Origin of the sequence: Niveispirillum fermenti (assembly GCF_048066175.1) — a bacterium.
In the GTDB taxonomy this organism is placed as follows: domain Bacteria; phylum Pseudomonadota; class Alphaproteobacteria; order Azospirillales; family Azospirillaceae; genus Niveispirillum; species Niveispirillum fermenti.
In genome coordinates this window covers 23,067-41,785 of record NZ_JBLTXA010000011.1, presented here as the reverse complement: position 1 = coordinate 41,785, position 18,719 = coordinate 23,067, and the positions used below count along the sequence as shown (strand labels likewise).

Below are 18,719 nucleotides of genomic sequence, written 5' to 3'. Positions count from 1 at the left end.
TATCTGATATGTTCACTTTATGTTCTTAAATGGGGGTGCCGGATGGATGAGTTGCAGGGCACGCCGGTCAAGGGGCGCGCTGCGGTCAGCAACGAAAGCTCCCGGTTCGAGCGGGAAAAGCGGGTGCTGGTGGATGATGGCTGGTCGCGCGCGCATGAGCCGGAGCCGCCGCTGCGCACGACCGTCCTGCCCGACGATGCGCGCCGCGTGATCAACAGCAATGAATCCCCCGATGTCCCGTTCGATTTCTCCCTGAACCCCTATCGCGGTTGCGAGCATGGCTGCGTCTATTGCTTTGCGCGGCCGACGCATGCCTATCTGGGCCTGTCACCGGGCCTGGATTTTGAAACGCGGCTGTTCGCAAAGCGCGACGGGGCGGCCTTGCTGGCGCGGGAACTGCGGTCCCGCTCCTACCGCTGTCAGCCGCTGGCTTTGGGGGCCAACACCGATCCTTATCAGCCGATCGAGCGGGAAGAAGGCATCACCCGCCAGATCCTGGAGGTTTGCCGCGATTTCAACCAGCCCGTCGGCATCATCACGAAATCGGCGCTGGTCACCCGTGATATCGACATCCTGGCCCCTATGGCGGCCATGGGGCTGGCGCGCGTCGCCCTTTCCGTGACGACGCTGGACCGTGATCTGGCGCGTCGCATGGAGCCGCGGGCCAGCACGCCGGGGCGGCGGCTGGAGACCATGCGCACCCTGGCGGCGGCCGGCATCCCCGTGACCGTCCTGGCCAGTCCGATGATCCCGGCCCTGAATGATCATGAGTTGGAAGACATCATGGAAGCGGCAGCCGGGGCGGGGGCCGGTGGCGCCAGCTACATCCTGCTGCGCCTGCCATTGGAAATTGCCGGACTGTTCGAGGAATGGCTGCGGGCGCATTATCCGGACCGGGCAGAACGGGTACTGTCCCTGATCCGGCAGTCCCGTGACGGCGCGCTCTACCGGTCCGCATTCGGAACCCGCATGAAGGGGACGGGCCCCTATGCCGAACTGTTGCGTCAGCGGTTCAGGCTGGCGGCGAGGCGGTTGGGTCTGAATGCCCGCCGCTGGGACATGGACTGTTCCCGCTTCCGTGTGCCACCGGCGGTGGGTGACCAGCTTCAGCTTTTCTGAATGGCCCGGCGCCCTTGTGCCTGGACGGGAAGAGTGGCAGGCGGACTGTCATGCCAACGGCGGCAGGTGGAACTCCTCATCCGCCACCTGATTGGCGTGTTGAGCGCCCATGCGCGCGTATCAGGCGCGGTGGTAGGGATGACCGGCCAGGATCTGCTGGGCGCGGTAGAGCTGTTCGGCCAGCATGCCGCGCACCATCATGTGCGGCCATGTCATGGGGCTGAAGGCCAGCACCAGGGCGGCCCTTTGCCGGATGCCGGCATCCAGCCCGTCCGCCCCCCCGATCACGAAAGCCAGATCCCCTACGGCGGCATCGCGCCACTGGCCCATGCGGGCGGCGAAATCCTCCGATCCCATCATGCGCCCGCGCTCGTCCAGCGCCACCAGCGTGGCGCCGGCGGGAAGGGCGGCCAGCAGAAGCTCGGCCTCTGCCCGCTTCAACTCGTCCCCTTCCAGCCGCTTGCGGCTTTCCACCTCGCGCAGGGTGAAGGGCCACGCGATCCGGGCCTTGTATTCCTCGAACAGGTCGCGGGCAGGGCCAGGTCTTGCCTTGCCGACGGCGGCCAGCCAGAGGCGCATTACTGCGCCGGCCCGCCGTCGAACCCGGCCGTCAGCGCCTTCAGCGAGGCCGGCGGCTCCACGCCCCACATCTTTTCGATGCAATAGAAGGCGCGCACTTCCGGCCGGAACAGATGCACGATCACGTCGCCGCCATCGACCAGCACCCAGTCGCACTGAGGATAGCCTTCCGGATTGCCGGCATGGATGCCCAGGTCGCGCAGGCGGCGCACCAGATGGTCGGCCATGGCGCCCACCTGGCGGGCCGACCGGCCCGTCGTGACGACCAGATAGTCGGCCATGCTGGTCTTGCCGCGCAGGTCGATGGTGATCGTGTCCTCGGCCTTGTCCTCGTCCAGTACGGACAGGATCAGTTCAAGGGTGCGCTCCGGCATGTCTTGGGCGGCAACGGCGCCGGCCACCGGCTGCGGGGTATTTTCTGCACTCACGATCTGGGTCACCTACATCAATCCTTAGCGGGTCTCAACTGCCTGGGTCCCGGCCGCCCGTTGTTGCCGGATGGCCGTTGCCGATGCGGGATGCAGCGGGGCTTCCAGGAAGACCCAGGCGGGCGGCGGCAGGTCGGCCAGACCGGGCGCCCGCCGCGCATCGACACGCATAGCGGCAAATCGCCGGGAAGCCTTGCCGCCCAGCGCCTGCGTAGAATAGGGATGTCTGGGGAAGACTGCAACCGGCACCGTGGTGAATATCCGGGTCCAGGACCGCCAGCGCGGCACCTGGACCAGATTGTCGGCCCCCATCAGCCAGACGAAGCGGGTGGCCGGAAAACGGGTCTTCAGCGCGGCCAGCGTGTCCACCGTGAAGCGGGTGCCCAGCCGCGTTTCGATGTCGCTGACAATAATGCGCGGATGGGCGGCCACGGCGCGCGCGCGGGTGATGCGGTCCTGCAATTTCCCCATCCCGTCCAGGGGCTTGAGCGGATTCTGCGGGCTGACCAGCCACCAGACCTGATCCAGCCCCAGCCGCTTCAGCGCCATCAGCGACATGTGCCGGTGGCCTTCATGGGCGGGGTTGAATGACCCCCCCAGCAGGCCGATCCTCAAGCCCCGCCAAAGGCCGTTGGCCAGCGGTCTGGGCGGGGTGCGGCCGGTGCCGCCATGCGTGGCGGGCGGGGCAGGGCGGTCAGGGCCGCGTATGCCCATCGCCCCGCACCACATACTTGTAGCTGGTCAACTGCTCCGCCCCCACGGGGCCGCGGGCATGCAGCTTGCCCGTGGAAATGCCGATTTCCGCCCCGAAGCCGAACTCCCCGCCATCGGCGAACTGGGTGGAGGCATTATGCAGCACGATGCCACTGTCCACCCGCGACAGGAAGCGGGCGGCAGCGGTATCGTCCTCGGTCACGATGCTGTCCGTATGGTGGCTGCCATGCCGGGCGATATGCTCGATGGCCGCGTCCACATCGTCCACGACCTTCACCGACAGGATGGCATCCAGATATTCGGTGTCCCAATCCGTATCGGTCGCCGGCTGGACGCGCGCGTCCAGCGCCTGGACGGCCGCATCGCCGCGGATCTCGCAGCCGGCCTGGAACAGGTCCGCCAGCACGGCGGGCAGCAGGGTGGCCACCACATCCTTGTGAACCAGAAGCGTTTCTGCCGCACCACAGATGCCCGTGCGGCGCATCTTGGCGTTCAGCGTGACGCGCCGCGCCTTATCGGCATCGGCCGCCCGGTCGAGGTAGACATGGCAGATGCCATCCAGGTGGTAGATCACCGGCACGCGCGACTCGGCAGCGACCCGCCCCGTCAGCGACTTGCCACCGCGCGGGATGACGACATCGATCCAGCGGGTCATGGTCAGCATCGCACCCACGGCGGCACGGTCGGTGGTGGACGGCATCTGGATGGCGTCACGGGGCAGCCCGGCCGCATCCAGCCCGGCATGCAGTGCCGCCAGGATGGCGCGCGCGGTGTGAAAGCTCTCCGACCCGCCGCGCAGGATGGCGGCATTGCCGGATTTCAGGCAGAGGCCCCCGGCATCGGCCGTCACGTTGGGCCGGCTTTCGAAGATGATGCCGATCACGCCCAGCGGCACGCGCACCTTTTCGAACCGCAGTCCATTGGGGCGCTCCCAGCGTTCCAGGACGGTGCCCAGCGGATCGGGCCGGTCGGCGATTTCCTCCAGTCCGCGGGCGATGGCATCCACCCGGGCGGGGTTCAGCATCAGCCGGTCCAGCATGGCGGCGGACAGGCCCTTTTCGGCCGCGGCGTCCATGTCCATGGCATTGGCGGCCAGGATGTCGGCCTGCGTTTCACGCAGCCGGGCGGCCGCAGTGCGCAGCGCGTGGTCCCGCGTCGCGGCCGGGGCGGCGGCCACGATGGCGGACGCGGCCCGGGCGCGGCGGCCCAGCGCATCCATGGCGGCGGCGATATCCTGGCGGTCGATGCTGTCCATGGCGGTGGTTTCCGTTACGGTTGTGCGACTGACCCTACCCTGTCGGCGGGTTGCTTTCATCCCTGACGCGGTGATGCCGGCCATGCTATGCTGTCGCCCATGTCGATCAGCAGCATCACCAGCAGCATCACCAGCGCACCTTCCGACCTGACCCGTGCCGGACTGCAAGGCTTCACGGGCGCACAGGCCGATATGCAGGCCGCGGCGGCCCAGGTGGCCGCCGGCAATCTGGACCCGGCCGTCATCCTGGACGTGAAACAGGCGGAAGTGGCGGCCGGCGCCAGTGTGGCCATCATGAAGACCGATCAGCAGAATTTCCAGCGGCTGCTGGACATCCTGGCCTGACCGCTTTTCCTGTGACCGGCGCGCCGTTCCCCCGGTTCTGCGGGGGAACGGCGGCGGCTTTTACGTCAAGCTGGCGCAGAAGCGCTGGATGCGTGTGCAGGCTTCCTCCAGCACTTCGGTGCTGGTGGCGTAGGAGATGCGGAAGAAGGGCGACAGGCCGAAAGCCGCGCCATGCACGACCGCGACGCCTTCCGCTTCCAGCAATTCGGATGCGAAATCCTCGTCCGTTTCAATCACCTTGCCCGTCGGGGCCGTCTTGCCGATGGTGCCGGCGCAGGACGGATAGACGTAGAACGCGCCTTCCGGGTTGGGGCAGGACAGGCCGGCGGCCTGGTTCAGCATGGAGACGACCAGATCGCGGCGCTTCTGGAACACACCGGCCCGTTCCTTGATGAAGTCCTGCGGACCGTTCAGCGCTTCCACGGCAGCGGCCTGGGAAATGCTGGTCGGGTTGCTGGTCGACTGGCTCTGGATCACGCCCATGGCCTTGATCAGGGCCTTCGGGCCAGCAGCATACCCGATGCGCCAGCCCGTCATGGAATAGGATTTGGACACGCCGTTGACCGTCAGCGTGCGGTCATAGAGTTCCGGCACCACCTGGGCAATGGTCGTGAAGGTGAAATCGTCATAGACGAGATGTTCGTACATGTCGTCGGTCATGACGTACACATGCGGGTGCTTCAGCAGCACGGCCCCCAGCGCCTTCAGCTCGTCACCGGTATAGGCGGCGCCGGTCGGGTTGGAGGGGCTGTTCAGGATCAGCCACTTGGTTTTCGGCGTGATGGCCGCTTCCAGGTCGGCGGGCAGCAGCTTGAAGCCGTTCTCGGCCGGGCAGGCCACGGATACGGGCGTTCCCTCGGCCAGCAGCACCATGTCGGGGTAGGACACCCAGTAGGGCGCGGGGATGATCACCTCGTCGCCGGCATTCAGGGTGGCCATCAGGGCATTGTACAGCACCTGCTTGCCGCCCACGCCCACCGTCACCTGATCCGGGGCATAGGTCAGGCCGTTCTCGCGCGCGAACTTGGCGCAGATGGCCTTCTTCAGTTCCGGCGTGCCGTCCACGTCGGTGTAACGGGTCTGGCCCTGCTCGATGGCGCGGATGCCGGCGGCGCGGATGTTTTCCGGCGTGTCGAAATCGGGTTCACCAGCGCCCAGACCGATCACATCGCGGCCTGCGGCTTTCAGCGCGCGGGCCTTGCTCGTCACCGCGATGGTGGGCGAGGGCTTGATGCGGGACAGGCGGTCGGCAAGGAACGGCATTCATTTTCCCCTGGTTGGGACAGCCCCTGATCGGGACATATTGTGACCGGGCAGGGACCTTAAAGCGGTCGATCATTGTCGCCAAGCACAGGATTGTTATAGGACGCGCGCGTTTTGAACAGGGGTGGGCGGCACCCTTTCCGGGTGGATTGCCGGCCTCCCACCCGTGACAAAACGGCGATATTGCGGTATCCCCCCTTTATGCTGACGGAGATATCGACATTCCTGGGGGTCCCGGTCGTGGACCTGATCACCTTTTCGGCGATCGCCCTCGTGGTGATCACCCTGGTGGTCACCTTCGCGCTTTCGGTCAAGCCCAAGCGGGTGAAGCCGGTTTCCGCCCGCCAGTACAATGCCGAGCTGTTCAAGCGCCGTATGGAGTTGGAGGAACTCTCCTACCCCATGCTGAACGACATCAAGGTGAATGGCGGCAAGGCGGGGCTGATCCGCGTCGATCATGTGCTTCGCCTGCCGGCCAGCATCCTGATGATCACCTCCGCCCCGGCCGATGTGGCGGGGCAGGTGCGGTGTCCCCAGAACGCCGGCCATTGGAAATATGTGCGCCCGGACCATACGGTCGGTGCCTTCATCAATCCCGTTCTGCAGCTTCATCCCCTGATCTCCGCCATCCGCGGCCGGTTTCCGCTGGTGCGGGTCCGGGTGATGTGCGTCTTTCCGCGGGCGGCGGAATTCGTCAGCGCCAATGTCAAGACGGCCTGCGTACCCGACGATCTGATCCGTCTCGTGCGGGAGATGGTGGCGGAGGACGGGGCCCAGAACCAGGGGATGGACGCCGCCTGGGAAAGCCTGTCACTGGCGCTGAAGCAAAGCTCGGCCGCCGCCGCCACGCCCGCACCCAAGGGCCGGCGGGCGGGATGATCCCGTCACCGGATGGATGGTGATGGGGAACAAAAACGGATCATACCCCCTTCCACCGGGGCACGGGGCGGCATAGATTACGGGGCATGAGCCAGAAAGCCACCCCCGCCGCCGCCCCGTCCGCCGCCGCCCCCGATGCCGCGCTGCCCTGGCGCATCACGGTGGAGGAACGGCCGTTCCTGGAACCGCTGACCGTGGTGTCGGAATATACGCCGGCCGGCGACCAGCCGCAGGCGATCGGGGAACTGACCGCGGGGCTTTTGGCGGGGGAGAAGGATCAGGTCCTGCTGGGCGTCACGGGATCGGGCAAGACCTTCACCATGGCCCATGTCATCCAGCGGGTGCAGCGGCCGACCCTGATCCTGGCCCCCAACAAGACATTGGCTGCCCAGCTTTACGGGGAGATGAAAAGCTTCTTCCCCAACAATGCCGTGGAATATTTTGTCAGCTATTACGATTACTACCAGCCGGAAGCCTATGTGCCCCGGACCGACACCTATATCGAGAAGGAAAGCTCGATCAACGAGCAGATCGACCGCATGCGCCACGCCGCCACCCGCGCACTGCTGGAACGGCGGGACTGCATCATCGTGGCGTCGGTTTCCTGCATCTATGGCATCGGGTCGGTGGAAACCTATTCGGAAATGACCATCCCGCTGAAGACGGGACAGGATTTGAACCGGCAGGCCTTCCTGCAAAGGCTGGTGGAGTTGCAGTACCGGCGCACCGATCTGGGATTCGGGCGTGGGTCGTTCCGGGTGCGCGGCGATACGGTCGAGCTTTTCCCCGCCCACCTGGAGGACCGCGCCTGGCGCCTGTCGCTGTTCGGGGACGAGTTGGAGGCCATCCACGAGATCGACCCCCTGACGGGCGAGAAGCTCGCCGCCATGAAGGAGGTCCGCATCTATGCCAACAGCCATTATGTCACGCCGAAGCCCACCCTGTTCCAGGCCGTTGAACAGATCAAGCGCGACCTTAAGCTGCGGCTGGACGAGTTGGTGCCGCAGGGCAAGCTGCTGGAAGCCCAGCGCCTGGAACAGCGCACCACCTTCGATATCGAGATGATGGTGGCCACCGGCTCCTGCGCGGGGATCGAGAATTATTCCCGCTACCTGTCGGGCCGCAATCCCGGTGAGCCGCCGCCGACCCTGTTTGAGTATCTGCCGCCCGAAGCCCTGCTGATCGTGGATGAAAGCCACGTGATGGTGCCGCAGGTCGGCGGCATGTACAGGGGCGACTTCATGCGCAAGTCGACCCTGTCGGAATATGGTTTCCGCCTGCCTTCCTGCGCCGACAACCGGCCGCTGAAGTTCGAGGAATGGGACGCCATGCGGCCCCAGACGGTCTTTGTTTCCGCCACCCCGGGCGATTGGGAGATGGAACGGACCGGCGGGGTCTTCACCGAACAGGTGGTGCGTCCCACGGGGTTGGTCGATCCGGAGGTCATCATCCGGCCCACCGATACCCAGGTCGATGACGTGATGGCGGAGGTGCGGGAGGTCACGGCCCGGGGCTTGCGCGTGCTGGTCACGACGCTGACCAAGAAGATGGCCGAGGCGCTGACCGAATATATGATGGAGGCGGGGATCAAGGTCCGCTACATCCATTCCGACGTGGAAACGCTGGAGCGGATCGAGATCATCCGCGATTTGCGGCTGGGGGTGTTCGATGTGCTGATCGGCATCAACCTGCTGCGCGAGGGGCTGGACATTCCCGAATGCGGCCTTGTCGCCATCCTGGATGCCGACAAGGAAGGGTATCTGCGCAGCCGGACCAGCCTGATCCAGACCATCGGCCGGGCCGCGCGCAACGTGGAAGGCAGGGCCATCCTTTATGCCGACCGGGAAACCAACAGCATGAAGGCGGCGCTGGAGGAAACGGCGCGCCGCCGGGCCAGGCAGTTGGCCTACAACGCCGAACATGGCATCACGCCGGAATCGGTGAAGAAGAACATCGCCGACATCCTGGGCAGCGTCTATGAGCGTGGCGACCGGGTGGAGGTCGATACCGGTGCCGCCGAAGGTATCGGCCTGGCCGGCAAGGATATCAAGACCATCATCGCCGAACTGGAAAAGAAGATGCGTGCGGCCGCGGCCGATCTGGAGTTCGAGGAGGCGGGCCGCATCCGCGACGAGATCCGCCGGCTGGAAGCCATCGATCTGGGCCTTGCCCCCGGTTCCAGCCCCATCCGCGCGTCGGCCCAGGGGGAACGTCCCCGCGGCCCGGCGAAGCCGGAAAGGAAACCGGGCGGCCGCACGAAAGGGGCGGCCAAGACCAAGGATGGCGGCCTGAATGTGGGCGGGATCGAGTTCGGCGGCAAGAACACGAAGAAGCGGCGTTAGCTGTTTTCGGTTGCCCGGAAACGGCTCCGGCGGCGCCTGCGCGACCCCAATGTCCTTCCAGCCAAAGATAAAATACGTCCGATTGCGATAAAAACCGCTTTCGGCCGCTGCCCCCTGTCACGAACTGGTGCTACCCTCATCCCACACAACCTTATCGCGGGGAGACGCGGGTATGGCCCAGATCAAGCGCACCGCCAATGCCGTCTGGCATGGCACGGGCAAGGATGGCAGCAGCACCTTGTCGACGCAGAGTGCCACATTGTCCAATGTGCCCTACAGCTTCGTCGCACGCTTTGGCGACGGCAAGGGCACCAATCCGGAAGAACTGATCGCCGCGGCCCATGCCGGCTGCTTTTCGATGCAGCTTTCCTTTCTTCTGACCGCGGCCGGCTTTCCGCCCGACGAGTTGAAGACCGGGGCCGTGCTGATCATGGAAAGCGAAGGCGGCGGCTGGAAGATCGCGGCGGTGGAACTGACCCTGTCGGCCAGGGTGCCGGGCATCGCGGCCGACAGGTTCCAGGAGGTGGCGGGGCAGGCCAAGGCCATGTGCCCCGTGTCCAAGGTGCTGAACGCCGAGGTGCGGTTGAACGCGACGCTGGCCTGAACCCCGGCCTGATCCGCCGCCGGTCAGCGGAAGATCACGGTCCGCTTGCCGTCCATGATGATGCGATGTTCAAGCTGCCACTTCACGGCGCGGGCCAGCACGGCACATTCCACGTCGCGCCCCATGTTCACCAGGTCATCCGGCGTGTGGCTATGGTCCACACGCTGGATGTCCTGTTCGATGATGGGGCCTTCATCCAGCGCCCTGGTCACGAAATGGGCCGTGGCACCGATGATCTTGACGCCGCGGTCATGCGCCTGATGATAGGGCTTGGCACCCTTGAAACTGGGCAGGAAGCTGTGATGGATGTTGATGCAACGCCCTTCCAGCACGTCGCAGAATTCCGGCGACAGGATTTGCATGTAGCGCGCCAGCACGACAAGATCGGCGCCGCTATCCTTGATGATCTGCGTGAAGCGGGCCTCCTGCTCGGCCTTGTTGTCCCGGCCGACGGGCAGGTGGTGGTATGGGATGCCCGACCATTCGACAAAGCTGCGCATGTCATCATGGTTCGATACCACGGCCGGGATATCCATGCGCAGGATGCCGGACCGCTGCCGGTGCAGCAGATCGTAAAGGCAATGGCCGAATTTCGACACGGCAATCACGACCTTGGGCTTCACGCCCATGTCATGCAGTTCCCAGCGCATGTCATGGGCAGCCGCGATGGGGGCGAACCCTTCCTTCAGCGCTGCCAGATCGGGAAATTCCGGGCCGTCGGCGCGGAACACCGTGCGCATGAAGAACAGGTCGTTGATGGCATCGTTGAAATGGTTCGATTCCGTGATGGAAGCATCGTGCCGCGCCAGATAGGTCGACACCGCCGCCACGATGCCCTTGCGGTCCGGACACCGGACCACCAGCACATAAGGACCTTTTTCACCCGTCACAGACATCGCGCGAACCCATCGAAATCGAAAAAAAGCCAGGGGCGGGGAGAGTTGCGGTTGGCAGTGGCACTTGTCCACCCCCAGATGTAGCATCAGGGCCGCACAGATGGCCGCCATGCAAAAACCGCTTGACGTATTGGGAAGGGTGACTTACCTTTTACGTAAACGTAAGCTTCCTGTCAGTGACAAGGGCCGTTGCATGCTGAACACCATCGAACAGGCCAAGCCGGCCGACGCCGGGGCGCAGACCTTCACGATCGGCCAGTTGGCGGAGGAATTCGGTCTGACGCTGCGGTCGCTGCGTTTTTATGAGGATGAGGGGCTGATCTCCCCGGCGCGTGTCGGCCAGACCCGCGTTTACGACCACCGCGACCGCGCCCGGCTGAAGCTGATCTGCCGCGGCAAGCGGCTGGGCTTCTCCATCGGCGAGATCAAGGATTTCCTGGACCTGTACGACACGGACGAGGCGCAGGTGGAGCAGATGACCTATCTGCTGCGCCGGGCGCGCGACCGTATCGTGCATCTGGAGCAGCAGTTGCGCGATGTGCAACAGACGCTGAAGGAATTGCATGAGATCGACGGCATGATCGTGACGCATCTTCACGCCAAGGGCGTGCCGGTGCAGACCGAATAGGCCGGGCAGGGAACAGGCCGCCCGGAACGGTTTCCGAGGCGGAACGATCACATCACCATCATCGATCCTGGGTTACCTTATTTTCCATAAACGTGACGGCACCGTCCGACGAAGACGGGCCACAGCCACCTTAGAAGGCGAGGAGTGCCCCTGACATGAAGAACGTCGTCATTGCCGGTTATGCCCGGTCCCCTTTCCATGTGGCCCACAAGGGCGAGCTGACGAAGGTCCGTCCGGATGACCTGGCGGCCGCCGTCGTCAAGGAATTGCTGGCCCGCACCGGCGTTGACGGCGCGGCGGTGGAAGACCTGATCGTCGGCTGCGCCTTCCCGGAAGGGGAGCAGGGCTTCAACGTCGCCAAGCTGATCGCCATGATCGCGGGCCTGCCGCAGTCGGTGGCCGGCACGACCGTGAACCGTTTCTGCGGATCGTCCATGCAGTCGATCCATCAGGCCGCCGGCGCCATTGCGATGGGTGCGGGTGACTGCTTCATCGCCGCCGGCGTGGAAAGCATGTCCCGCGTGCCGATGGGCGGCTACAACCCGATGCCCAACGCGGCCCTGCATGCCGCCAACCCCGGTGCCTACATGGCCATGGGCATCACGGCCGAAAATCTGGCCAAGAAGTTCGGCTTCTCCCGCGCCGAGCAGGAGGCCTATGCCGTCCAGTCCCATGCCAAGGCCGCCAAGGCCCAGGCCGAGGGCCGGCTGGAAGCCGAAATCGTCTCCATCACCACGCCCGGCGGCAAGGTGGTGAGCCAGGATGGCTGCATCCGCCCCGGCACCACGGCGGAAACCCTGTCCACCCTGAAGCTGGCCTTCGATGCGGAGAACGGTACCGTTACCGCCGGCACCTCTTCCCCCCTGACCGACGGGGCATCGGCCACGCTGGTCTGTTCGGAGGATTTCGCCAAGGCCCATGGCCTGAAGGTTCTGGCCAAGATCCGTTCCATCGCGGTTTCCGGCTGTGATGCCACCATCATGGGCTATGGCCCCGTTCCGTCCACCCGCAAGGCGCTGGCCCGCGCCGGCCTGACCATCGCCGATATCGACATCGTGGAAAGCAACGAGGCGTTCGCCGTGCAGTCCATGACGGTTGCCAAGGAACTGGGCTTCGACCCGGCCAAGGTTAACCTGGATGGCGGCGCCCTGGCGCTGGGCCACCCGCTGGGCGCCACCGGTGCCCGCATCACCGGCAAGGCCGCCAGCCTGCTGGTGCGGGAGGGCAAGTCCCTGGCGCTGGCCACCCAGTGCATCGGCGGCGGCCAGGGCATTGCCACCATCCTGGAAGCGGTCTGATCGGCAAGGCGGGAGGAACAACCCCATGACCATCAAGAAAGCCGCCGTCATCGGCGCCGGCGTTATGGGCAGCGGCATCGCCGCCCATATCGCCAATGCGGGTATCCCGGTCTATCTGCTGGACATCGTTCCGCAGGCCGTGAAGGACAATGGGGGCGACCGGTCGGTCGTCGCCAAGACGGCCATCGAGAAGATGCTGAAGACCGATCCGGCCCCCTTCATGCACAAGAAGGCGGCCCGTCTGGTCACCCCCGGCAATATCGAGGACGATCTGGAGAAGCTGGCCGACGTCGACTGGATCGTCGAGGCCGTGCTGGAAAACCCGAAAATCAAGCACGACCTGTACCAGAAGCTGGACAAGGTGCGCAAAGACGGCTCCATCGTCTCGTCCAACACGTCCACCATTCCGCTGTCCATCCTGCTGGATGGACAGTCCGAACGGTTCGCGTCGGACTTCTGCATCACCCACTTCTTCAATCCGCCGCGCTATATGCGCCTGCTGGAAGTTGTGAAGGGCCCGAAGACCCGGTCGGATGCCTTTGAAACCGTCAGTGCCTTCTGCGACAAGGTGCTGGGCAAGGGCGTGGTGGAATGCAAGGACACGCCGGGCTTCATCGCCAACCGCATCGGCACCTATTTCATGGCCGTCGCCGTGAACGAGGCGATGGATGGCGGCCTGACGGTGGAAGAGGCGGATGCCATCACCAGCCGTCCCATGGGCATTCCCAAGACCGGCACCTTCGGCCTGATCGATCTGGTCGGTCTGGACCTGATGCCGCTGATCTCCAAGTCGCTGCTGTCGACCCTGCCGGCCGACGATGATTATCGCCGCATCCACCGCGAAAGCCCGGTGATCGCGAAGATGATTGCCGACGGTTATACGGGCCGCAAGGGCAAGGGCGGCTTCTACCGCCAGACCAAGACGGCGGATGGCCGCCGCATCAAGGAAGCCCTGGACCTGTCCACCGGCGCCTACCGCGCGTCGGAAAAGGCCAGCCTGGCATCGGCCTCCGCCAAGGGGCTGAAGGCGCTGGTGGAGACCAACGACAAGGGCGGCGAGTACGCCTGGCGCGTGCTGTCGCAGGCCTTGTCCTATGCTGCCGACCTGGTGCCGCAGATCGCCGAGCAGATCACCGCCGTCGATGAGGCCATGCGCCTGGGCTATAACTGGAAGGCCGGCCCGTTCGAGCTGATCGACCAGTTGGGTACCGGCTGGTTCGCAGAGAAGCTGAAGGCCGAGGGCAAACAGGTCCCGCACATGGTGGAGGTGGCGGCCGGCCGTCCCTTCTACAAGGTGGAAGGCGCCAAGCTGCTGTTCCTGGGCACCGATGGCGAGTATGCTGAGGTTCGCCGGGCCGAGGGCGTATTGCTGCTCACCGACATCAAGCGCGGGTCCAAGCCGGTCGCCAGGAATGGCTCGGCCAGCCTGTGGGATATCGGCGACGGCGTGCTGTGCCTGGAATTCACCTCCAAGATGAACGCGCTGGACGCCGACATCATGGCCATGATCCGCAAGGCCATGGGCATCATCGGCGATGGCAAGTCGGGCTCCTACAAGGCGCTGGTCGTCCATAACGAGGCGGCGAACTTCTCTGTCGGTGCCAATCTGGGTCTGGCCCTGTTTGCCATCAATATCGGTCTCTGGCCGCAGATCGAAGCCTCGATCGCCGATGGTCAGCAGACCTACAAGGCCTTGAAATACGCACCGTTCCCCACCGTGTCGGCCCCGACGGGCATGGCGCTGGGCGGCGGCTGCGAGATGCTGCTCCATTCGTCCGCCGTGCAGGCCCATGCCGAGACCTACACCGGTCTGGTGGAGGTTGGCGTCGGTGTCCTGCCGGGCTGGGGTGGGTCGAAGGAGATGGTCATCCGCCATCTGGCCAACAAGCGCCGTCCGGGCGGCCCCATGCCGGCCCTGTCGGCGGCCTTCGAGGCCATCAGCACGGCCAAGGTCGCCAAGTCGGCGTTCGAGGCGCAGGACATGCTGATCCTGCGTCCCACCGACGGCATCACCTTCAACAAGGATCGCCTGCTGGCCGATGCCAAGGCCAAGGCCCTGGAACTGGCGGCGAACTACACCCCGCCGCAGGAACCGGAAATCCGCCTGCCGGGTCCGGCCGCCGCCACCGCCTTCTCCATGGCGGTCGAAGGCTTCGCCGGTCAGGGCAAGGCCACCAAGCATGATGTGGTCGTCTCCAACGCCGTGGGCTTCGTCCTGTCCGGCGGCAACACCGACATCACCCAGGTGATGACGGAAGACGATCTGCTGACGCTGGAGCGGGAGGGGTTCCTGGCCCTGACCAAGACCAGCGGCACCATCAACCGCATCGAGCATATGCTGGAAACCGGCAAGCCGCTGCGGAACTGAGGTTGAGGGGGCGGTGGGCTCAGGCTCTCCGCTCCCAATTTCTCTTACCTGTCTTTCTCGTGAAACTCTTTGATACCCTCTTTATCGCTTCTTTATCGTCATTCCCGCGCATGCGGGAATCCAGCGCAAGGCGCGGTCAGCGCCGATATGGCCCATGTCGCGGCATGCGCCGCGTATGCTGGATCCCCGCTTTCGCGGGGATGACGGTTGAGGCAGTTGAGCGTCTGGTGCCTGAGAGTTTTCGCAGGGAAAGTGCCGTTATTCCCCTTCCGTCCACCCTATCGACGCCCCGAGGTGCCCCGTCTGCCGATATGTCCCGAATCCTGAACCGGTGCCGGGCTTATGGGGGGATGAAGGTCTGCCGCGGTAGCGGTCCACACGGAGAGTTCCCATGCCCGTCTACAAAGCCCCGCTTGAAGACATCAATTTCGTCCTCAACGACGTCCTGAATGCCGAGCAGCTTTCCCGGCTGCCGGGCTTCGAGGATGCGACGCCCGACCTGATCGCGTCCGTCCTGGAAGAAGCGGCCAAGCTCTGCGAGAACGTGTTGCAGCCGCTGAACCGTTCCGGTCATGAGGAAGGCTGCCACTACGAGAACGGCGTGGTCCGCACGCCCAAGGGCTTCAAGGAAGCCTACGAGACCTATCGCGAAGGCGGCTGGCAGGGTCTGGCCTTCGATCCCGATTATGGCGGGCAGGGGCTGCCGCACACGGTCGGCTTCGTGCTGGAGGAACTGATGTGTTCCGCCAACATGGCGTTTGCCATGTATCCCGGCCTGACCCATGGCGCCATGAACGCCATCCGCGCCCATGCCACCGACGAATTGAAGGCCCGGTACCTGCCCAAGATGGTCTCGTCGGAATGGTCCGGCACCATGTGCCTGACCGAGCCGCATTGCGGCACCGATCTGGGTCTGATGAAGACCAAGGCCGTCCCCAACGATGATGGCAGCTACAACATCACCGGCACGAAGATTTTCATCTCCGCCGGCGAGCATGACCTGACCAGCAACATCATCCATCTGGTGCTGGCCAAGCTGCCCGACGCCCCGCCGGGCATCAAGGGCATCAGCCTGTTCCTGGTGCCGAAATTCCTGCCGACCGAGGATAACGAGCCCGGCCAGCGCAACGGCGTCATGTGCGGGTCCATCGAACACAAGATGGGCATCATGGCCAATGCCACCTGTGTCATGAATTTCGACGACGCCAAGGGCTGGCTGGTGGGCGAGCCGCACAAGGGCATGCGCGCCATGTTCACCATGATGAACAGCGCCCGCCTGGGTGTGGGCATGCAGGGGCTGGGCGTGGGCGCCGTCGCCTATCAGAACGCCGTCGCCTATGCCAAGGACCGTATCCAGGGCCGTTCGCTGTCGGGCGTCAAGGCGCCGGACAAAGCGGCGGACCCGATCATCGTCCATCCCGACGTGCGCAAGAACCTGATGCAGGCCAAGGCCTTCACGGAAGGCGCCCGTGCGCTGGGCTACTGGGTCGGCATGATGATCGACCTGGTGGAAAAGCACCCGGACCCGGTGGTTCGGCAGGAGGCTGACGATTTCGTGGCCCTGCTGACCCCTGTGGTGAAGGCCTACTTCACCGACATGGGGTATGAGGTCGCTACCAACAGCCAGCAGATGTATGGCGGTCACGGCTATATCCGCGAATGGGGCATGGAACAGTTCGTGCGCGATGCCCGTATCGCCATGATCTATGAAGGAGCGAACGGCATCCAGGCCCTGGACCTGGTCGGCCGCAAGCTGCCGCAGAACCTGGGCCGTCTGCTGCGCCGCTTCTTCCACCCCATGCAGGCGGAACTGGAGCAATCCCAAGAGAACCCGGCCCTGCTGGAATTCGTGATCCCCGTCGCCAAGGCCTTCGGCAAGTTGCAGCAGGCCACGGCCATCGTCGCCCAGAAGGGCATGGCGCGTCCCGACGAGGCGGGGGCTGCCTCGGCCGACTATCTGCGTATGTTCGGCCTGGTCGCCCTGGGCTGGATGTGGCTGAAGATGGTGAAGGTCGCGCAGGACAAGCTGGCCAATGGCGCCGACGGCAAGGAAGCCTTCTTCGACGCCAAGATCAAGACGGCCCGCTTCTTCGTGGAGAAGATGCTGCCGGAGGTGGATTTCCGCTTCAAGAGCCTGATGGCCGGCGGCAAGTCCATGATGGAAATGGACGTGGAGCAGTTCTGACCGGCTGCCGCACGGGCCCAACAGACCGAAGGCCGCCGGCATCGCCCGGCGGCCTTCTTCCGTTCCGGCATCATCAGCGGCCGGGCACCCGTTCCCACTGCCAGGCATCCACCGTTTCGCCGCGTGGCTGATAGCGGATTTCCATCCGTTCTCCGCCGCGCCTGACGTCCAGCACCAGCCAGCCATCCTGGCGGCCCTGCAGCCCGTCCTGGCCCACGGGCTTCATGATCTCGTCCCCGTCGCGCAGGCCCGCCTTGTCGGCGGCCGAGCCGGGGATCAGTCCGGAAACGATGCGCGGGCTGCTGGTCAGGGCGGTCGGCGCGAAGCCCAGTTCGTATCGCCGCAGCTTGCGCGTTGTCCGCCGGAATTCCGCTCCAAAGGCGTCGGATGCCGGCAGCACCAAGGCCCCGCCCAGCATGGCGGTGAAAGCGGCCACACCCTTTTCACCCAGTTCGCGGCGGACCAGCGCTTCCCAGTCGCCGCGTGTCAGCGGGTGGCCGGCCTTGCGCCGGGTCAGCATCTCCTGCACCAGGTCGTCCAGGGACCGTTCTCCGCCCGACCGGCTGCGGACTTCATGATCGACGCTGGCGAAATACATGGAGCCCCGATCATAGGGCAGCACGCGCACCCGCGTATCGGCCCAGAACTGCCGGGGGATGTCGTCATTGGGCGTGCCGGCCAGGGCATTCGTGTAATAGCGGCCGGCATGGTAGTTCAGGTCGGCCAGGAACTGGTCGGCATCGATCATGCCGGCACGATAGGGCAGGGCGCGCTGGTAGAAGACAGCCAGCCCCTCCCCGAACCAGGAGGATAGCAGCCCCTTGGGCTCGTCCAGCGAGTTGACCCAGGTGTGCAGCATCTCATGCGCCAGGGTCAGCTTCAGGTCGTCCAGGTCCGTCTTGTCGTCGAAGGTCAGGGCGAAGGAGTTGGTCATCTCCACCCCGCCGCCGGGATTGACCGGATTGGGGCGCATGAACACGCCATAGGCGCCGGGCGTGCTGTCGCCGAAGAACCGGGAATAGAAACCATGGAGCTTGTCGCCCCAGGCCAGCAGCCCCCCGGCATCGAATGGCGGCGTTCCCTGCCAGCCGCCGAAATACCCGTCGGAGCGGCCATAGGTTCCGACCGTGCCGGCCATGTAATAGGCGTCGCTCAACCGTTCGGCCGGCTGATCGGAAAGGGTCGCGTCACCGATGCCAAGGCTGGACAGGCCCACGGCCCCGGCCGGCTGTGCCGACAGGTCCCAGCGCAGCGACAGGTCGTAATGCTGCCCGTCATCGGCCGGCAGGATCAGGAAGGCGTTGCCCGCCGCCGAAAAGCCGCCCGTCTCGCTGCGCAGGTTGAAGGGCGGGGCGGCGCCGCGGACCAGCGGCGCGTTGGTGACGGGTGCGCGGTATCGCACGGTGACCGGTCCCTGCACATCACGCGCCGCGTGCCAGATGCGATAGGCCGTCAGGCCCTGTTCCGGCTCGTCCCGGCTGCTGACGGGCAGCGGGCCCCGGCTGTCATTGACCGTCAGGTCCTGGATATCGTCGGCCACGGTGACGACATTGCTGGCCACGGTGGGCAGGCGGAACAGGGCGGCGCCTTCTTTCGCCTGTGAACCCTGCAGGACCAGTTCCACATCCACATGCGGGACATGACCCGCTGTGTCCGCCATGCCGGGTTTCAGCACCAGCGACAGGGTGGAAGGATCGGCCGCCCCCGCCACCGGAGCGGCCAGGATGGTGGAGATCAGGAGCGTCTGGCGCAGCAAGGCACGCATCTGGATGGATACCCTATTCCGGTTCACGATCTGGACTGTTCCATGATCGGC

General features: G+C 65.1%; 16 protein-coding genes. 9 read left to right on the top strand and 7 right to left on the bottom strand.

Going from position 1 to position 18,719, the window contains the following annotated elements:
- The first annotated feature begins 42 nt into the window (after nucleotides 1–42).
- Entirely contained in the window at nucleotides 43–1,119 is a 1,077-nt protein-coding gene (locus ACM9LZ_RS13150) for a PA0069 family radical SAM protein (protein WP_416619931.1), read from the top strand.
- A 120-nt stretch (nucleotides 1,120–1,239) separates the two neighbouring features.
- Here the strand turns inward: ACM9LZ_RS13150 and rlmH are convergent, their stop codons facing one another.
- Genes rlmH through ACM9LZ_RS13130 form a run of 4 tightly spaced genes read right to left on the bottom strand, consistent with a single transcriptional unit; the run spans nucleotide 1,240 to nucleotide 4,155 of the window.
- On the bottom strand, nucleotides 1,240–1,698 hold the full coding sequence (gene rlmH, locus ACM9LZ_RS13145; protein ID WP_416619930.1) for a 23S rRNA (pseudouridine(1915)-N(3))-methyltransferase RlmH: 459 nt from the start codon (nucleotides 1,696–1,698) through the stop codon (nucleotides 1,240–1,242).
- Nucleotides 1,698–2,138: a ribosome silencing factor gene (rsfS, locus tag ACM9LZ_RS13140; protein WP_416619929.1), complete on the bottom strand. Its 441-nt coding sequence runs from the start codon at nucleotides 2,136–2,138 to the stop codon at nucleotides 1,698–1,700. The genes rlmH and rsfS overlap by 1 nt, the downstream gene beginning before the upstream one ends.
- Before the next feature lie 12 nt (nucleotides 2,139–2,150).
- Nucleotides 2,151–2,840, bottom strand: coding sequence for a nicotinate-nucleotide adenylyltransferase (locus ACM9LZ_RS13135; protein WP_416619928.1), 690 nt, complete (start codon nucleotides 2,838–2,840; stop codon nucleotides 2,151–2,153).
- On the bottom strand, nucleotides 2,821–4,155 hold the full coding sequence (locus ACM9LZ_RS13130; RefSeq protein WP_416620031.1) for a glutamate-5-semialdehyde dehydrogenase: 1,335 nt from the start codon (nucleotides 4,153–4,155) through the stop codon (nucleotides 2,821–2,823). The genes ACM9LZ_RS13135 and ACM9LZ_RS13130 overlap by 20 nt, the downstream gene beginning before the upstream one ends.
- Before the next feature lie 39 nt (nucleotides 4,156–4,194).
- On the opposite strand from ACM9LZ_RS13130, the gene ACM9LZ_RS13125 reads away from it, so the two are divergent.
- Nucleotides 4,195–4,440 (top strand): hypothetical protein, encoded by a 246-nt coding sequence (locus ACM9LZ_RS13125; RefSeq protein WP_416619927.1) that lies wholly within the window; start codon nucleotides 4,195–4,197, stop codon nucleotides 4,438–4,440.
- A gap of 60 nt (nucleotides 4,441–4,500) precedes the next feature.
- On the opposite strand, the gene ACM9LZ_RS13120 is transcribed toward ACM9LZ_RS13125, so the two are convergent.
- On the bottom strand, nucleotides 4,501–5,703 hold the full coding sequence (locus ACM9LZ_RS13120) for a pyridoxal phosphate-dependent aminotransferase (protein ID WP_416619926.1): 1,203 nt from the start codon (nucleotides 5,701–5,703) through the stop codon (nucleotides 4,501–4,503).
- Between the two features lie 240 nt (nucleotides 5,704–5,943).
- On the opposite strand from ACM9LZ_RS13120, the gene ACM9LZ_RS13115 reads away from it, so the two are divergent.
- The 3 genes from ACM9LZ_RS13115 (at nucleotide 5,944) to ACM9LZ_RS13105 (ending at nucleotide 9,528) form a co-directional block, all read left to right on the top strand.
- Nucleotides 5,944–6,582: a hypothetical protein gene (locus tag ACM9LZ_RS13115; RefSeq protein WP_416619925.1), complete on the top strand. Its 639-nt coding sequence runs from the start codon at nucleotides 5,944–5,946 to the stop codon at nucleotides 6,580–6,582.
- An 86-nt stretch (nucleotides 6,583–6,668) separates the two neighbouring features.
- Complete coding sequence (gene uvrB, locus ACM9LZ_RS13110) at nucleotides 6,669–8,924, top strand: excinuclease ABC subunit UvrB (RefSeq protein WP_416619924.1); 2,256 nt, start codon at nucleotides 6,669–6,671, stop codon at nucleotides 8,922–8,924.
- 172 nt (nucleotides 8,925–9,096) lie between these two features.
- Nucleotides 9,097–9,528, top strand: a complete 432-nt coding sequence (locus ACM9LZ_RS13105; RefSeq protein WP_416619923.1) for an OsmC family protein — start codon at nucleotides 9,097–9,099, stop codon at nucleotides 9,526–9,528.
- A gap of 23 nt (nucleotides 9,529–9,551) precedes the next feature.
- Here the strand turns inward: ACM9LZ_RS13105 and purU are convergent, their stop codons facing one another.
- The gene (purU, locus tag ACM9LZ_RS13100) at nucleotides 9,552–10,424 is read right to left on the bottom strand and encodes a formyltetrahydrofolate deformylase (protein WP_416619922.1); all 873 of its coding nucleotides are present in this window, start codon (nucleotides 10,422–10,424) and stop codon (nucleotides 9,552–9,554) included.
- Between the two features lie 193 nt (nucleotides 10,425–10,617).
- On the opposite strand from purU, the gene ACM9LZ_RS13095 reads away from it, so the two are divergent.
- The 4 genes from ACM9LZ_RS13095 to ACM9LZ_RS13080 all read left to right on the top strand — a co-directional run bounded on the left by ACM9LZ_RS13095 (nucleotide 10,618) and on the right by ACM9LZ_RS13080 (nucleotide 16,903).
- Nucleotides 10,618–11,052 (top strand): MerR family transcriptional regulator, encoded by a 435-nt coding sequence (locus tag ACM9LZ_RS13095; protein WP_416619921.1) that lies wholly within the window; start codon nucleotides 10,618–10,620, stop codon nucleotides 11,050–11,052.
- A 155-nt stretch (nucleotides 11,053–11,207) separates the two neighbouring features.
- Nucleotides 11,208–12,350 carry a thiolase family protein gene (locus tag ACM9LZ_RS13090; RefSeq protein ID WP_416619920.1) on the top strand — a complete coding sequence of 381 codons (1,143 nt, stop codon included), beginning with the start codon at nucleotides 11,208–11,210 and terminating at the stop codon, nucleotides 12,348–12,350.
- Between the two features lie 25 nt (nucleotides 12,351–12,375).
- Nucleotides 12,376–14,718: a 3-hydroxyacyl-CoA dehydrogenase/enoyl-CoA hydratase family protein gene (locus ACM9LZ_RS13085; protein WP_416619919.1), complete on the top strand. Its 2,343-nt coding sequence runs from the start codon at nucleotides 12,376–12,378 to the stop codon at nucleotides 14,716–14,718.
- Between the two features lie 391 nt (nucleotides 14,719–15,109).
- Nucleotides 15,110–16,903, top strand: coding sequence for an acyl-CoA dehydrogenase C-terminal domain-containing protein (locus ACM9LZ_RS13080; protein WP_416619918.1), 1,794 nt, complete (start codon nucleotides 15,110–15,112; stop codon nucleotides 16,901–16,903).
- A gap of 73 nt (nucleotides 16,904–16,976) precedes the next feature.
- Here ACM9LZ_RS13080 and ACM9LZ_RS13075 read toward each other — a convergent pair whose 3' ends face one another.
- On the bottom strand, nucleotides 16,977–18,668 hold the full coding sequence (locus ACM9LZ_RS13075; RefSeq protein ID WP_416619917.1) for a M61 metallopeptidase family protein: 1,692 nt from the start codon (nucleotides 18,666–18,668) through the stop codon (nucleotides 16,977–16,979).
- Between the last annotated feature and the right edge of the window lie 51 nt (nucleotides 18,669–18,719).

Coding starts and splice junctions, on each gene's coding strand:
- uvrB (WP_416619924.1), top strand. CDS start 6,669: ATGAGCCAGAAAGCCACCCCCGCCGCCGCCCCGTCCGCCGCCGCCCCC.
- ACM9LZ_RS13085 (WP_416619919.1), top strand. CDS start 12,376: ATGACCATCAAGAAAGCCGCCGTCATCGGCGCCGGCGTTATGGGCAGC.
- ACM9LZ_RS13120 (WP_416619926.1), bottom strand. CDS start 5,703: ATGCCGTTCCTTGCCGACCGCCTGTCCCGCATCAAGCCCTCGCCCACC.
- rlmH (WP_416619930.1), bottom strand. CDS start 1,698: ATGCGCCTCTGGCTGGCCGCCGTCGGCAAGGCAAGACCTGGCCCTGCC.
- purU (WP_416619922.1), bottom strand. CDS start 10,424: ATGTCTGTGACGGGTGAAAAAGGTCCTTATGTGCTGGTGGTCCGGTGT.
- ACM9LZ_RS13075 (WP_416619917.1), bottom strand. CDS start 18,668: ATGCGTGCCTTGCTGCGCCAGACGCTCCTGATCTCCACCATCCTGGCC.
- ACM9LZ_RS13150 (WP_416619931.1), top strand. CDS start 43: ATGGATGAGTTGCAGGGCACGCCGGTCAAGGGGCGCGCTGCGGTCAGC.
- ACM9LZ_RS13130 (WP_416620031.1), bottom strand. CDS start 4,155: ATGAAAGCAACCCGCCGACAGGGTAGGGTCAGTCGCACAACCGTAACG.
- ACM9LZ_RS13080 (WP_416619918.1), top strand. CDS start 15,110: ATGCCCGTCTACAAAGCCCCGCTTGAAGACATCAATTTCGTCCTCAAC.
- ACM9LZ_RS13105 (WP_416619923.1), top strand. CDS start 9,097: ATGGCCCAGATCAAGCGCACCGCCAATGCCGTCTGGCATGGCACGGGC.
- ACM9LZ_RS13090 (WP_416619920.1), top strand. CDS start 11,208: ATGAAGAACGTCGTCATTGCCGGTTATGCCCGGTCCCCTTTCCATGTG.
- ACM9LZ_RS13135 (WP_416619928.1), bottom strand. CDS start 2,840: ATGGGCATACGCGGCCCTGACCGCCCTGCCCCGCCCGCCACGCATGGC.
- ACM9LZ_RS13125 (WP_416619927.1), top strand. CDS start 4,195: ATGTCGATCAGCAGCATCACCAGCAGCATCACCAGCGCACCTTCCGAC.
- ACM9LZ_RS13095 (WP_416619921.1), top strand. CDS start 10,618: ATGCTGAACACCATCGAACAGGCCAAGCCGGCCGACGCCGGGGCGCAG.